The organism is Paraburkholderia sp. CHISQ3, from assembly GCF_030464945.1.
Taxonomy (GTDB): domain Bacteria; phylum Pseudomonadota; class Gammaproteobacteria; order Burkholderiales; family Burkholderiaceae; genus Paraburkholderia; species Paraburkholderia megapolitana.
Window position 1 is genome coordinate 47366 of record NZ_JALPRG010000020.1, and the last position, 12888, is coordinate 60253.

Annotated in this window: 13 protein-coding genes and 1 tRNA gene; 6 read left to right on the top strand and 8 right to left on the bottom strand. The window is 62.4% G+C overall.

Features of this window, described 5'->3' with window-relative positions; all coding sequences use genetic code 11:
• The first annotated feature begins 112 nt into the window (after positions 1–112).
• Positions 113–1135 carry a hypothetical protein gene (locus tag M0D65_RS32405; RefSeq protein ID WP_266256106.1) on the top strand — a complete coding sequence of 341 codons (1023 nt, stop codon included), beginning with the start codon at positions 113–115 and terminating at the stop codon, positions 1133–1135.
• Positions 1136–1297: 162 nt separating this feature from the next.
• On the opposite strand, the gene M0D65_RS32410 is transcribed toward M0D65_RS32405, so the two are convergent.
• Positions 1298–1388 (bottom strand) — tRNA-Ser (locus tag M0D65_RS32410).
• A 210-nt stretch (positions 1389–1598) separates the two neighbouring features.
• On the opposite strand from M0D65_RS32410, the gene M0D65_RS32415 reads away from it, so the two are divergent.
• The gene (locus M0D65_RS32415; protein ID WP_266256107.1) at positions 1599–3101 is read left to right on the top strand and encodes an MFS transporter; all 1503 of its coding nucleotides are present in this window, start codon (positions 1599–1601) and stop codon (positions 3099–3101) included.
• An 8-nt stretch (positions 3102–3109) separates the two neighbouring features.
• Here M0D65_RS32415 and M0D65_RS32420 read toward each other — a convergent pair whose 3' ends face one another.
• Complete coding sequence (locus M0D65_RS32420) at positions 3110–4033, bottom strand: DMT family transporter (RefSeq protein WP_266256108.1); 924 nt, start codon at positions 4031–4033, stop codon at positions 3110–3112.
• A gap of 142 nt (positions 4034–4175) precedes the next feature.
• Here M0D65_RS32420 and M0D65_RS32425 point away from each other — a divergent pair, with 142 nt between their 5' ends.
• Positions 4176–5081 carry a LysR substrate-binding domain-containing protein gene (locus M0D65_RS32425; RefSeq protein WP_266256109.1) on the top strand — a complete coding sequence of 302 codons (906 nt, stop codon included), beginning with the start codon at positions 4176–4178 and terminating at the stop codon, positions 5079–5081.
• Positions 5082–5143: 62 nt separating this feature from the next.
• On the opposite strand, the gene M0D65_RS32430 is transcribed toward M0D65_RS32425, so the two are convergent.
• A complete protein-coding gene (locus M0D65_RS32430) occupies positions 5144–5305 on the bottom strand; it encodes a DUF1328 domain-containing protein (protein ID WP_096719451.1) in 162 nt (53 codons plus the stop codon).
• 329 nt (positions 5306–5634) lie between these two features.
• The gene (locus tag M0D65_RS32435; protein ID WP_266256110.1) at positions 5635–6285 is read right to left on the bottom strand and encodes a LysE/ArgO family amino acid transporter; all 651 of its coding nucleotides are present in this window, start codon (positions 6283–6285) and stop codon (positions 5635–5637) included.
• A 98-nt stretch (positions 6286–6383) separates the two neighbouring features.
• Between M0D65_RS32435 and M0D65_RS32440 the strand changes: the two genes are divergently transcribed.
• Entirely contained in the window at positions 6384–7277 is an 894-nt protein-coding gene (locus M0D65_RS32440) for a LysR family transcriptional regulator ArgP (RefSeq protein WP_266256111.1), read from the top strand.
• Between the two features lie 7 nt (positions 7278–7284).
• Here the strand turns inward: M0D65_RS32440 and M0D65_RS32445 are convergent, their stop codons facing one another.
• Together M0D65_RS32445 and M0D65_RS32450 are read right to left on the bottom strand one after the other, a co-directional pair.
• The gene (locus tag M0D65_RS32445) at positions 7285–7515 is read right to left on the bottom strand and encodes a helix-turn-helix domain-containing protein (RefSeq protein WP_266256112.1); all 231 of its coding nucleotides are present in this window, start codon (positions 7513–7515) and stop codon (positions 7285–7287) included.
• 26 nt (positions 7516–7541) lie between these two features.
• Positions 7542–8492 carry a LysR substrate-binding domain-containing protein gene (locus M0D65_RS32450; RefSeq protein WP_266256113.1) on the bottom strand — a complete coding sequence of 317 codons (951 nt, stop codon included), beginning with the start codon at positions 8490–8492 and terminating at the stop codon, positions 7542–7544.
• A gap of 119 nt (positions 8493–8611) precedes the next feature.
• Between M0D65_RS32450 and M0D65_RS32455 the strand changes: the two genes are divergently transcribed.
• Together M0D65_RS32455 and M0D65_RS32460 are read left to right on the top strand one after the other, a co-directional pair.
• Complete coding sequence (locus M0D65_RS32455; protein WP_266256114.1) at positions 8612–9784, top strand: M20 aminoacylase family protein; 1173 nt, start codon at positions 8612–8614, stop codon at positions 9782–9784.
• Positions 9785–9887: 103 nt separating this feature from the next.
• On the top strand, positions 9888–11186 hold the full coding sequence (locus tag M0D65_RS32460; protein WP_266256117.1) for an MFS transporter: 1299 nt from the start codon (positions 9888–9890) through the stop codon (positions 11184–11186).
• A gap of 51 nt (positions 11187–11237) precedes the next feature.
• Here M0D65_RS32460 and M0D65_RS32465 read toward each other — a convergent pair whose 3' ends face one another.
• On the bottom strand, positions 11238–11792 hold the full coding sequence (locus tag M0D65_RS32465; protein ID WP_266256115.1) for a hypothetical protein: 555 nt from the start codon (positions 11790–11792) through the stop codon (positions 11238–11240).
• A 51-nt stretch (positions 11793–11843) separates the two neighbouring features.
• Positions 11844–12665, bottom strand: a complete 822-nt coding sequence (locus M0D65_RS32470; protein WP_266256116.1) for a hypothetical protein — start codon at positions 12663–12665, stop codon at positions 11844–11846.
• Positions 12666–12888: the final 223 nt, after the last annotated feature.

Here is a 12888-nt window from a genome sequence, read left to right on the forward strand (position 1 = left end):
TGAAGCGAACGTTGTCGGCTCGAATGCTCTTGGAAGCCCACCACGTATCTGAGAAAAATCAGGCTAGATGTGCGTTAGCTAAAGTCCCCATCACACTCTGAGAGGATGTCAAATGAACCCGAGTAAACAGTTGTTATCCATCCGGCATCTATGGATGTTCGTCTCCGCATGGTTGCTCTTGCTGGTCTTTACATCGTCGCACGCTGCCGGGCCTTTGGCGCCCACGCGTCAGCTCACCACCGTAGGCTCGCTAAGCGAGGCGTCGCGCCCCGCTAACGTACCGCTCGAATACGTCGTGACGCCGAACGGTTACTTCTCACCCGATTGCGTCCAGACCATTCATGCGGGCGAAAGCTTGCGCGCGGACGCGAGCATCCGTCAGAGCAACGGGACCATTCGCTCAGCGGCGAAATGCGGTCGTGCGCACTTCGACCGGCAGGGTCATAGCATCGCGCCGACAGCAGCCGGTTCGCTGTCATCGGCGGCTGCGTCGGGTCCGAAGCAACCGACGTACACGGGCTGGATCGAGAGCGTCAACTATCAGAACGGCAGCAATGTCGGTCGTCTGCAAGCCAGCTGGACCGTACCGTCGACTCCAAACAATGTCGCGGGGCAGACAGTGTTTTTCTTTCCCGGGCTGGAGCAGACCCCGAACGTACAGTCGATCCTGCAACCGGTGCTTGGCTTTAACGGCTTTGGCGATAACGCCTGGACCATCGCGAGCTGGAACTGCTGCACGGCCGGCACAACGACCCATACCGATCCGGCCTCGGTTTCCCCGGGCGATCAGATACTGGGCGACATGTATTCGCTGTGCGGGGTGGGTGTCTATGATTGCGGGTCCTGGTCCATCGTCACTCAGGACACGACCAACGGTCAGAGCGTGACCTTGAACACTGCGCCGCAGGGCGAGTTGCAATGGGTGTTTGGCGGGACACTGGAAGTGTATGGGGTGAGCAGTTGCGATCAGCTACCGCCGCAGGCAATGACGCAGTTCTCAGGCGTTACTGTCTGGGACACCAACGGCAATGTGTTGTCTCCGTCGTGGCAGGGCGGTTACGCGAGCTCGTCCATTTCGCCGCAGTGCAATTACAACCTTGCTGTGGATCCCAGCGATGTGTACCTGTACTACTGATGACGTAGGCGTGGATTGCTGACGTCACAGAGCTGTCCTGGAGCGCCGCCATGATCGGCGTTCCGGAATTTTCCCTGCGTGCGTGAGAAGCTGTCGATTCGCCGTTGAGCCTTGTACGACCTGGCTCGACGGGATTGCTTGAAAGTACTGAAAGGGTAATCCTGGCGGAGAGACGGGGATTCGAACCCCGGATAGGTTATTAACCTATACACGCTTTCCAGGCGTGCGACTTAAACCGCTCATCCATCTCTCCGGTGGACGCGCATTATAGCAAACTCTGGATCGTGCGCCACCCCGACGCCGACGGGGCGAAACTGCGCGCGCGAAACCGCCGTACGCCACGCCTGTCGTCCACCTCGCCAATACGCGATTTGCATAGTCGAAATCATCGTTTGGGCGCGCACGGGCGGCTCGGTAGCATCGGATCTTCGAATCTATCCGGTCGCCGAGCGCCTGCTGAATCATGTCCACCGTCACGCTTTCCCCGTCTGCGCGCGAAGCCGCAGCGTCCGACCCATCACACCAGTCACCCCATGCCGTCATCCGCTCCGCACAAGACGTTTCGCGTCTCGTCAATGCAGGTGCGAAACCGGGTAGCCACGCGCGCATCGTCATCGCGATCGCACTCGGCGGCGTGTTCCTCGATGCTTACGATCTGACGTCGCTTGCTTATGGCATCAAGGACATCGCGCGGCAGTTCGCGCTGAGTCCCGTGCAGGTCGGTTTCGTCGCGTCGGCGATTACGTTCGGCGCGATTCTCGGCGCGGCGCTCGGCGGTTATCTGACAGATCGCATCGGACGATATCGCGTGTTTATGGCCGACATGCTGTTCTTCGTCGTCGCAGCGATCGCGGCGGGCCTTGCGCCAAACGCCTGGGTGCTCGGCGGCGCGCGCTTTCTGATGGGCTTCGGTGTCGGCCTCGATCTGCCGGTCGCGATGGCGTTTCTCGCGGAATTCTCGCGTGTGTCGGGCAAGGGCAACAAGGCGGCCGCCGTCGCGGCATGGTGCCCCGCGTGGTACGCGGCCACGAGCGTCTGCTATCTGCTGATCCTCAGTCTGTACGCGATATTGCCGCCCGCGCATCTTGGCTGGCTGTGGCGACTGACGCTGGCGTTCGGCGCGGTACCGGCGCTCGTCATCATCGCGGTTCGCAGCCGCTATATCAGCGAGTCGCCGGTGTGGGCCGCGAATCAAGGCGACCTCGAGGGCGCGGCGCGCATCCTGAAGCGCACGTATGGCATCGATACAGTGGTCGAGCGCGACGCGACACCGGTTCGCGCGCCGCGCGCCGCAACCTGGCGCAACTACGCGGTGCTGTTTAACGCAACCTATCGTCGGCGTACCGTGCTGGCCGCGGTGATTGGTGCGGCATCGTCGTTCGGCTATAACGCGGTGATCTTCGGCTTGCCGGTGATCATCGCGAGTTTTCTGCAGCAGGGACCGCTCACGACGATCGTCGCATCGCTTGCATTGAATCTGCTGTTTGCGTTTGTCGGCGGTCTGATTGGCGTGCGCACGGCCCACAGTGTCGGCGCGTGGAAGATGACGTTGCTCGGCGTTGCATTGCAGTTCGTCGCGTTGATCGGGCTTGCGTCGATCGGCAAGCCGGCCGCGCCGATGTACATCGGCTTAGCCATTCTTCTGCTCGGCGCGTATCTGTTCGGGCAAGGCTTCGGTCCCGGCTCGCATTCGATGACCTACGCGTCGCTCAGCTATCCGACCTCGCTGCGCGGTATCGGCGTCGGCTTCAACCAGGCGCTCGTGCGCACCGCCTCGACGGCGTCGCTGTTTCTGTTTCCGGTGCTGGCCGCGGCGCTGGGTACCAAGGTTTTCTGGGTCATCGCACTGGCTCCGTTGACTTCGCTGCTGACGCTGCTCGCCATTCGCTGGGAGCCGTCCGGTTACGACGTCGATGGCGAGGACTATGCCGACGTTGCCGACGTCGTCGCGCAGAAAGCGGCCTAGCGCAATCGTTAGCGCGTAGCCGTTGCGATCACCCCAACGCTCGCGCACACGACGCACACCATGCCGACGAGCTGCAACACGCTCATCGGTTGCCGCAGCACGACGAACCCCGCGAGCGCGCCGATTGCCGGTTCGACGCTCATCAGGATGCCGAATGCCGCGGCCGGCATCTGCCGCAACGCGACCATTTCGAGCGCGTAGGGCAGTAGCGGAACGAGCAGGGCAAGGCCGGCCGTCGCGGCGAGTTGCATCGGCGGAATATGGCTGCCGCTGTCTATCAGCCCAAACGGTGTCGCGACGAGCGCGGCCGCGATCAGTGAAATCGATAGCCCCTCAAGGCCTTCGAACGCAGCACCGGTTCTTTTCATCAGCACGATGTAGCTGCCCCAGCCGAGCGCGGCACCCGCTGCCAGCAGTACGCCAAGCGACTGCGCCACCGATCCGCCGATCCACCCCGTACCGCTGCGCGCGAGCAGCAGCACACCGGCAATCGCGAGCAACGGCCAGACCAGTGCGCGCCAGCGGCGCACGCCGACGGTCGCGACGGTCAGCGGACCGAGAAAATCAATCGCGACAGAAAGCCCCAGCGGAATGCGTTCGATCGAGGCAAAGAAGCACAACGTCATGCCCGCCATCGCGATACCGAGCGCGAGCGCGGCTAACCAGTGTGCGCTCGCGTAGCCGCGCAGCTTCGGCCGTACCAGCACGGCGAGCACGATAGCGGCCCAGCAAAGCCGTAGCCACGTCGTGCTGAGCGAGCCGAACGCGGTCATCGTGGGGGCCGACAGTGCCGCGCCGAACTGCACGCTCGACATCGACAGCATGGCGAGCAGGGCAGCCATGCCGAGCGCGCGCCGCGACCTCGTGGGCGGTGCTGGGAGTGCGAATGTCGGGTGCGATGAAGGCGGCGAAGCCAGTGTGTCTTCAACCATGACGGAACCTTTGATGAACCTGCAACGAAGATGCGGCGAAGATATGGCGCGCCGGCAATAAAGCGCATTCGCCCCATCATATCGGCGCCGACCTGATTAAGATAAGCTGATATTCCTTATGGTCGTATCAGGGATGTTGATAATGCGAGACCTTGATAGCGCGCTCCTGCGCGCATTCGTGACAGTGGCGGAGACTGGCGCAGTCAGCGCCGCGGCGGCGCGTCTCGCGCGGACCCAGGCGGCAGTCAGCATGCAGTTGCGCAGGCTGGAAGACGAAGTCGGTCAGCGGCTGCTAGATCGTTCGCCGCGCGGCGTGCGACTCACGGAAGCGGGACATCTGCTGTTGCCGTACGCCCATACGATCCTCGGCGCTTCTGCCGACGCCCGTCGCGCGTTGAGCGCGGGGCAGGTGTCGGGCACGGTGCGTCTCGGGATGCTCGAGGACATCGCGGTCGGTCGTCTGCCGCGCGCGCTGCGGCGTTTTTCGGTTGCGTATCCGCAGGTCGCGCTGGAGATCGTCGTCGATACGAGCAGCGTGATGTCGGCGCGGCTTGCCGAAGGCGCGCTCGATGTGATCGTCGCCGATCCGGCGCTCGTCGATGCGGTGCCGCTCGTCAGCTGGACCCAGCCGCTTTTCTGGGTCGGTGCGCGCGGCTTCGATGCATTCGCCGAAGACGAATTACCGGTCGTCGCATTCGGCGGCGGTTGTCTGTGGCAGCAGAGCGTGTTGACCGCGCTGCGCCGTGCGGGTGTCGCGTGGCGCATCGTCTGCACGAGCACGAGTCTGCCGGCGGTGCAGTCGGCAGTGGAGGCCGGGCTGGGCGTGTCGGTGCTGCTCGACGGCAACATCCGTCATGAATCGATGCGGGTGCTGGGGCGTGGCGATCGCCTGCCCGAGCCGCCCAGCGCCGACTTCGCACTGTTCATGCGCGAGACGCCCGGCGCGCAGGCGGCGGCTGTGCAAACGCTGTACGACTTCCTGTGCGAAGAGTTGAACATTGGTGCATCTGGCGGCGCCGCGCTGGAGCACGACGCCGCGTCGCACTGATCGAGTTGTGTCTGTGTTCCAGATCGGAGCTTGCACACGCTGCTGTCGCTCCGATACCCACATCAACGTCGGATAACCCCCATCAACAAGGTAACGAGGAAGATCACGACAAAGATGAAGAACAGGACTTTGGCGATTTCCGCGGCACCGGCCGCGATGCCGCCGAAGCCGAATACCGCGGCGATGATGGCGATGACGAAGAAGATTGCAGCGTATCGAAGCATGAGACCTCCCGCCGATGGCTGGCTGGAATAGTTTTAGGGTTGGCGGCCGGCATCGGGTGTGGTTCGCCGGACCGCGACATGCCTCAGCAATTGCTGTACCCAGCCGTGTCGAACGCTGCGATTTGCCGTTCGTGGTGTGTGCGGGCAAGCTCGCGGTTCGAGTGCGCTGCATGAACGGAGCGACTCGAACCGCCTGAGTGACATCGCGATATGACACGCGAAGAATGAAAAACTACCTGTCCTCGACAAACAGGATGCAGAAGATACCCGTCAGTGCCCGCGTTGCCGGTTTGCGGGCGCGCTACGACGGAGCGGCAACGTGCGCTCGTCTAGCGCAACTGCGTAACAGCAATCAACAGAACCATGCTGCCAATCGCACCGTCGAGCACACGCCACGCACCCGCCCGTCGAAACAGCGGTGCAAGTGCGCGCGCACCATAACCGACACCGACGAACCACACCGCACTGACGACCATCGCGCCGAGCGCAAACGCCGTGCGTGCCTCGATCGGCTCACGCGCGCCAGCGGTGCCGATCAACAGGAATGTGTCGAGATACACGTGCGGATTGAGCCACGTAAGCGCGAGCGTCGTCAGAACGATCGGCCAGGCGCGCTGGGTTTGCTGGCGCGTCGTAGTCGGAGTCATAGTCGTAGTCGTAGCGTTTGCCGCGTTTGCGTCGAGCCCAACGTGTCCCGGTCGCCATGCACGACGTAAAGCGCTAATACCAAACCACGCAAGATAGGCAAGCCCCGCGTACAGCATGGCATGCACGAATGTCGGATAGCGCTCGACAAGCGCCGACGCCCCACCGACGCCAGCCGCGATCAACGCGAAATCCGACAGCATGCACACAACGATGATCTTGCCGATGTGCGAACGCATGATGCCCTGTCTGAGCACGAACGCGTTCTGCGCACCGATCGTCACGATCAACGACGCGCACAACGCGGCGCCATGAGAGAAAGCCAGCCAGGACATAGTCGATCCAGTAGACGGAAGGTGGGGAGACGCGCTAGTCTGTCGCATCGACAGAAGTAACAAAAGCTAATTTCTCTAACGCAGATTAAGGAACGCTAATGCTCGACTACGCACTGCTCGACGCACTGGCCGCGGTGGTGCGTCATGGTTCGTTCGATCGCGCGGCGAAGGCGTTGAATGTCACGCCCTCAGCGGTGTCGCAGCGGGTGAAGCTGCTCGAGGAACGCGTGGGCAGTGTGCTGGTGAAGCGTGGGCAACCGTGCGTCGCGACGGCTTCGGGCGCGCTGCTGTGCCGGCATACCGAACGCGTGCAGTTGCTCGAAGCCGACCTGGGCGGGCGGATGCCCGCGCTACCCGGTGCACAGGCAGGCGCCTGGCCGACCTTGCGTATCGGGGTCAACGACGACAGTGTCGGCACATGGTTTCTCGACGCGGTGGCCGACTTCTGCATCGAACGATCGGTACTGCTCGATCTCGTCATCGACGATCAGGACCACACTGCGCAGCATATCCGCGATGGCAGCGTGCAGGGCGCGGTGACGACCCAGGCGGAGCCGGTGCAGGGCTGCCGCTCGGTGCGGCTCGGCAGGATGCGTTACCACGCGGTCTGTTCGCCGGCGTTTCATGCGCGCTACTTTGCGGAGGGCGTGGGTCGCGACGCGTTGCGCAGCGCGCCGAGCGTCGAGTTCAATCCGAAGGATCAGTTGCAGAAGCGTTTTATCCGGCGCATCACGCGGGCAGATATCGAGCCGCCGATGCACTGGATTCCGAACGTCGCTGGTTTTCTGCGCGCCTGTGTGATCGGGCTTGCGTGGGGTATGTGTCCCGAGCGGATGATCGCGCCTTATCTGGCGAGCGGCGAACTCGTCGAGATCGCGCCCGGCAAGCATGTCGACATCGATCTGTACTGGCAGAGCTGGCGACTGTCGATCGAGTGGCTCGATGATTTCGGCGCGATGCTGCGCAAACAGGCTGTGGATTATCTGGATTAGTGGTGGGCTACAACAACAACTTGGCCTTGCTGACTCCGCGGAACTGCCCGCGTAACACTTTCGATAGTTCCGGTTGAGTCATGCCGAGTATTTTGGCCGCTTCCTGTTGAGTCCAACTTCGCTCCTTGATGAGCTCGCCGATCTTCGTGACAAGCTGCGCTTTCACCCACATTTGTTCGGCATCAGGAATGCCAAGGTCGGCATAGATGTTGCCGCTGCCTTTTTCAATCTCGATCATTTCCATTCTCCTTTCGCTGCGACAGCCTACAACAGCAACTCAATCGAATGAAACAACCGCCGCATATCCGGGTCCCGCGAGCGCGCACCTTCGTCGATCACCTCGTGCAGGCAGTCGAGAAAACACCTGCCAGCCGGCCCCGGCGGCGAACTGCGTCGCGCCGTGATGCTGACCGTGGTTTCATCGACAGTCTCGCGCAGCGGTAACGCGCACAGATTTTCCTTCGCCATGCTCAGCTCGACGAGCGGCCACGGGCAGATGCTGAGCATGTCCGTGTGAGTAATCAACCCGGTCAAAATCGCAAACGAGTGCGCAAGATGGATCGTGCGCGGCACGCGCATGCCGCGCCGCAGAAACAGGTTGTCCGCCATCGATTCTCGACTCGCCGGGTCCCAGTTCAATACCCATTCCGCGTCTTCGAGTTCGAGCAGCGAGCGGCAGTTGGCGAGCGGATGGCCACGCCGCGCGATCACGGCTGAATGCGTCGAAAACAACGGCTCGTGATGAAACTCCGATTGCGGCGACGCGGGCGGCGGCCGGCCGATCGAGAAATCGAGCGTGCCGTCGCGCAGCCGCGGCTGCACGACCGCAAGCAACCCTTCGAAGAATTCGAGCTGCACCTCGGGCATGCGCTCGCGAAAGCGCAACACAGTGGCCGGCAGAAACGTCAAGGCGACCCACGGCGTCACGCCGATCGACAGCTTGCCGGCCGCCGCCCCGCGCATCGCATCGAGTTCGGCTTCGGCACGCGCGAGCTGCCCAAGCACGAGCCGCGCATGGACGACGAGCGCCCGACCGTATTCGGTGAAGGTAATGCCGTTGGTATTGCGGATCACGAGCGGCGCATGCAGATCCGCTTCGAGTTCGCGCACGGCCTTGGTGACGGCTGCCGGCGAAACATCGAGTGAACGGGCGGCGGCGCGCAGGCTACCGGTGTCGGCGATTGCCGCAAGCGTGCTGAGCTGGTGAAGTTTCATCGACGGAAAGCCGGGTGGGGGGGGCAACCACAGGTTGCCGTTGCGACGATTCTACGCCTGCCCGTCAAAAATATCGGGGGCTATGCTGGCCCGATACCGACATGGATGGAGGCAGGAGCATGAACACGATGGTTATTCCGGCTGGCATTGCCGGTCTTGAAGCGGAAATGATCGCTCTGCGGCAGCAGATTCACGCGCACCCGGAACTTGCGTACGAAGAATTCGCCACCGCCGATCTCGTCGCCGAACGTCTCACGCAGTGGGGTTATACCGTTCATCGCGGGCTAGGCAAAACCGGTGTTGTGGGGCAACTGAAAGTAGGCAGTGGCTCACGCCGCCTTGGTCTGCGCGCCGATATGGACGCACTGCCGATCCACGAACAAACTGGTCTGCCGTACGCGAGCACGATCCCCGGCAAGATGCACGCGTGCGGCCACGATGGCCATACGGCAATGCTGCTCGCTGCCGCAAAACATCTTGCACAAGAACGCACCTTCGACGGCACGTTGAACCTGATTTTTCAGCCCGCCGAAGAAGGACTCGCCGGCGCAAAGAAAATGCTCGAAGACGGTCTGTTCGAGCGCTTCCCGTGCGATGCGGTCTTTGCGATGCACAACATGCCCGGTTTCCCTACAGCCAAGTTCGGCTTTCTGCCGGGGCCGTTTATGGCCTCGTCGGACACGGTGATCGCGAAGGTGATCGGTCGCGGCGGCCACGGCGCGGTGCCGCACAAAGCCGTCGACCCGGTCGTCGTGTGCGCGCAGATCGTGCTCGCGCTACAGACTATCGTCGCGCGCAACATCGCGCCGCTCGACATGGCGATCATCACGGTCGGCGCGATCCATGCGGGCGAAGCGCCGAACGTGATTCCCGAAAGTGCCGAGATGCGTCTGTCGGTGCGCGCGTTGAAGCCGCAGGTACGCGACCAGTTGCAGCAGCGCATTACCGAGGTGATTCATGCGCAGGCCGCGGTATACGGCGCGCGTGCGGAGATCGATTATCAGCGGCGCTATCCGGTGCTAGTCAACGACGTGGCGATGACGAACTTTGCGAAGCAGGTCGCACTCGACTGGGTCGGCGACGACGGCGTTTTGCCTGACATGGTGCCGCTGACCGGCAGCGAAGACTTCTCGTTCCTGCTCGAACGATGCGCGGGCAGCTATCTGATCATCGGCAACGGCGATGGCGAGGGCGGCTGCATGGTGCACAACCCTGGTTACGACTTCAACGACGCGTGCCTCGCGACGGGCGCGGCGTACTGGGTGCGGCTCGCCGAATCGTTCCTGGTCTGAACATGCCCACGATGCAGGATGTCGCAACTGGAAGGAGACAACGATGAACTATCCAGCCACACCGATCGCACCAACCGCACCGCCGACGGAGCCCGGGCACGACATGTCGCATGACCGCGCGACGACCTCCGCGGGCCGTGCAAAAGCGATTGCCGCAATCACACTCGGCAACGGCCTCGAGTTTTTCGATTTCACGATCTACAGCTTCTTCGCGACGATTATCGGCAAGCTGTACTTCCCGGTGGAAGGGGAACTCGCGCAGTTGATGCTGGCCGTCGGCTCGTTCGGTGTCGGTTTCATCATGCGTCCGGTGGGCGGTATCGTGCTCGGCGCCTACGCGGACCGGGCCGGTCGCAAGGCGGCGATGAGCGCCACGCTGTGGATGATGACGCTCGGTTCCGCGATGATCGCGTTCGCGCCGACGTATGCCGCGATCGGTGTGGCCGCACCGCTGCTGGTGATCGCGGCGCGGCTCGTGCAGGGCTTTGCGCTCGGCGGCGAAATCGGTGCGTCGACATCGCTGTTGCTGGAGTACGGCAGCGATCGCACGCGCGGCTTCTACGGTAGCTGGCAGTTCGTGAGTCAGGGGCTCAATACCGTGTGCGGATCGCTGCTGGGCGTGGCGCTTGCGGCATGGCTGTCGCCGCAAGCGCTCGAAAGCTGGGGTTGGCGCGTGCCGTTTGTGATCGGCATGGCGATGGGGCCGGTTGGCATCTATATTCGCCGTCATCTCGACGAAACGTTGCCGTTGCCGCCGGCGGGCGTGGCGCAGACGGATCTCGCGACCATGAAGCAGCCGGTGCGGGAGATCTTCAACGGGCATTCCGCCGCGGTCGTATGCGGTGTGCTCACGACGATCGGTGGCACCGCCGCGAACTACATCGTGCTGTTCTATCTGTCCACCTACGCGATCCGCATCCTGCATCTGCCGATGGCGCTCGCGCTGTGGGCCGCGTGGACCGCGGCGGCGGTCACGGTGGTGTGCTCGCCGTTTGCGGGAGCGCTATCGGATCGCGTCGGCCGCAAGCGCGTGATGTGGATCTCGCGCGTGCTGCTGATCCTCGCGGTGTATCCCGCGTTCATGGCGATCAACGCGACGCCGACCGTGCCGGTGCTGCTCACCGTGGTGGCAGGGCTCGCGGTGCTGGTCGCGTTTACCGCGGTACCGAACATCGTGATGTTGCCGGAGCTTTTTCCGCGCGCCATCCGGGCGACGGGGATGTCGATTGTCTACTGCATCGGCGTGTCGATCTTCGGCGGGTTTGCGCAATTCTTCGCGACGTGGTTGATCCAGCTGTCGGGCAATACGTTGGCGCCTGCGTGGTATCTGATCGGCTGCAGCCTGGTGTCGTTGTTGCCGCTGCCGTTCATGCGTGAAACGGCGGGTAGGGCGATTGATTGATTCAGGGTGGTGAGTTGGGGCACAGACTCGCGGTTGAATTCGCTGTTGCGTTCACTGGGCGCGGAGCGTGATGACAAGCCCTGGAATACGGGAACACAACGCATCGGCGAGCACCGAGAGCGCGGTGTGATCGATTGCCCCAGCAGTTTGGAAATCAATGATAGTCCCGGTTGTTTCCGACGAGCCCAGCCTTACAGCCGGGCCCGAAGGTTTTCCATAGCTATAGCGCTGCGACCATACCTCGCCACCCCGCATGCTCGTGAACGTCAGGGATGGGCAGGCGAAGTTGGCCAGAGACGGCCCGATCGAACCTTGTTCGCCCCACACCAGCTCACGAAGGATCGCCTCGATCTCAGGGCTTGAAGGAGGGCACGGGTAGAAGCCGGTAAGTGCCCGTTCGGCATGCGCAAGTGTGTCGCCGCGATCCGGTGTCAAGCGCATGCCTCGGCCCGTGTCGGTGAGTTTTGCTGCTGCGTCACCGAGTTCAAGTGTGATTCTCGATTCCGGGAAGTAGCTGTATTCCACGACGCTTAGAGCAAGAAGTTCTGCGCAGACATCCGTCGGTGAAAGCTGTCGGGAAATCTGCAGGAGTTCGTCGTGATGCATGCTTCTCTCTCGATAGGAAACCAGGAAGCGCCGCAGAGATTCAACCAGCCATCAACCAGCCAGATCGCGAACCGGTTGCGCTTTGTCGTTAAACCACTTCGTCAGCCCCTCATCGTCCCATTCGTGCGCGATGGCTTCCGCTTGCCGCAGCCGCTCGACGCCCTCCGCATTGCGCGAAAGACCGATCAGCGCACGTGCGGACTCAAGCAGCAGAAACGCGCGATCGACGTCTTCGGAGCCATTCGTCTCGATCAGTTGCCGGCCGCGATCAGCTGCTTCGAGCGCGTTCGCGTAATCGGCGATACGGTTGAAAACCAGCGCGCACAAATAATCGGCGCGCTCGTGATTGACCCATGTTCCCGCGCGCTGCCAAAGCGTCCGCGCGGCTGCTGCCCCTTGAACCATCGCAGCGCGCACATCGGTATGGCCGAGCGCTTCATCGTCCAGCTCGATCAACGCGGAGACGGCATTGTTCAGGCTTGCAGCAACCGCAGCGTCGACGCCGCTCGCATCGTTCCACTGCTCGACGCTTGCGGCAATCGACGACAAAGCCACCGCTGCTTCAAGCGCGCGAGCAGGGCTGATGGAGAAACTGATAGCGGACGCGCGCACCGCGATAGTTGCCTGGTCTGCGCGTATGCGATCCTGGACCATGCGGCGTTCCAGCGCGATGCCGGCAAGCAGATTGCCACTGAGATGCGCCGCCACGGCGGCGTGGCGAAGCGCAGGTTGCGGCAACGACGTATGCCGCGAAATGGCCTTTTCAATCAACTCATGAGCCTCGGACCAGTGACCGAATTTCTCGCCAATCACGTGGTCCACGAGCCATGTGAAACGGCCGAGCTGATCTGCGGGTACATCTTGATCAACCATCCCGTGAAGCGCCGCGGCTGCCGCTTGAGGTTCGTCGTCGTGGTTCTGCATTAACAGGCTGAGGTCGTCCGCAATGGTCACGTTGCTAGTTTCCTGTTTGAGCCGCAGTCAGCCGAAGCAGACTTTGGAGAGCTGTGGGAAGGATTGAGCATGAAGCTTAATGCAAGATCTAGGGAAATTCTGCAAAAGTCCTGGTATTGAGAAGCGTATGGACTATCGTGTG

Coding starts and splice junctions, on each gene's coding strand:
- M0D65_RS32405 (WP_266256106.1), top strand. CDS start 113: ATGAACCCGAGTAAACAGTTGTTATCCATCCGGCATCTATGGATGTTC.
- M0D65_RS32425 (WP_266256109.1), top strand. CDS start 4,176: ATGCGAGACCTTGATAGCGCGCTCCTGCGCGCATTCGTGACAGTGGCG.
- M0D65_RS32445 (WP_266256112.1), bottom strand. CDS start 7,515: ATGATCGAGATTGAAAAAGGCAGCGGCAACATCTATGCCGACCTTGGC.
- M0D65_RS32420 (WP_266256108.1), bottom strand. CDS start 4,033: ATGGTTGAAGACACACTGGCTTCGCCGCCTTCATCGCACCCGACATTC.
- M0D65_RS32450 (WP_266256113.1), bottom strand. CDS start 8,492: ATGAAACTTCACCAGCTCAGCACGCTTGCGGCAATCGCCGACACCGGT.
- M0D65_RS32430 (WP_096719451.1), bottom strand. CDS start 5,305: ATGCTTCGATACGCTGCAATCTTCTTCGTCATCGCCATCATCGCCGCG.
- M0D65_RS32470 (WP_266256116.1), bottom strand. CDS start 12,665: ATGGTTGATCAAGATGTACCCGCAGATCAGCTCGGCCGTTTCACATGG.
- M0D65_RS32415 (WP_266256107.1), top strand. CDS start 1,599: ATGTCCACCGTCACGCTTTCCCCGTCTGCGCGCGAAGCCGCAGCGTCC.
- M0D65_RS32440 (WP_266256111.1), top strand. CDS start 6,384: ATGCTCGACTACGCACTGCTCGACGCACTGGCCGCGGTGGTGCGTCAT.
- M0D65_RS32460 (WP_266256117.1), top strand. CDS start 9,888: ATGTCGCATGACCGCGCGACGACCTCCGCGGGCCGTGCAAAAGCGATT.
- M0D65_RS32465 (WP_266256115.1), bottom strand. CDS start 11,792: ATGCATCACGACGAACTCCTGCAGATTTCCCGACAGCTTTCACCGACG.
- M0D65_RS32455 (WP_266256114.1), top strand. CDS start 8,612: ATGAACACGATGGTTATTCCGGCTGGCATTGCCGGTCTTGAAGCGGAA.
- M0D65_RS32435 (WP_266256110.1), bottom strand. CDS start 6,285: ATGTCCTGGCTGGCTTTCTCTCATGGCGCCGCGTTGTGCGCGTCGTTG.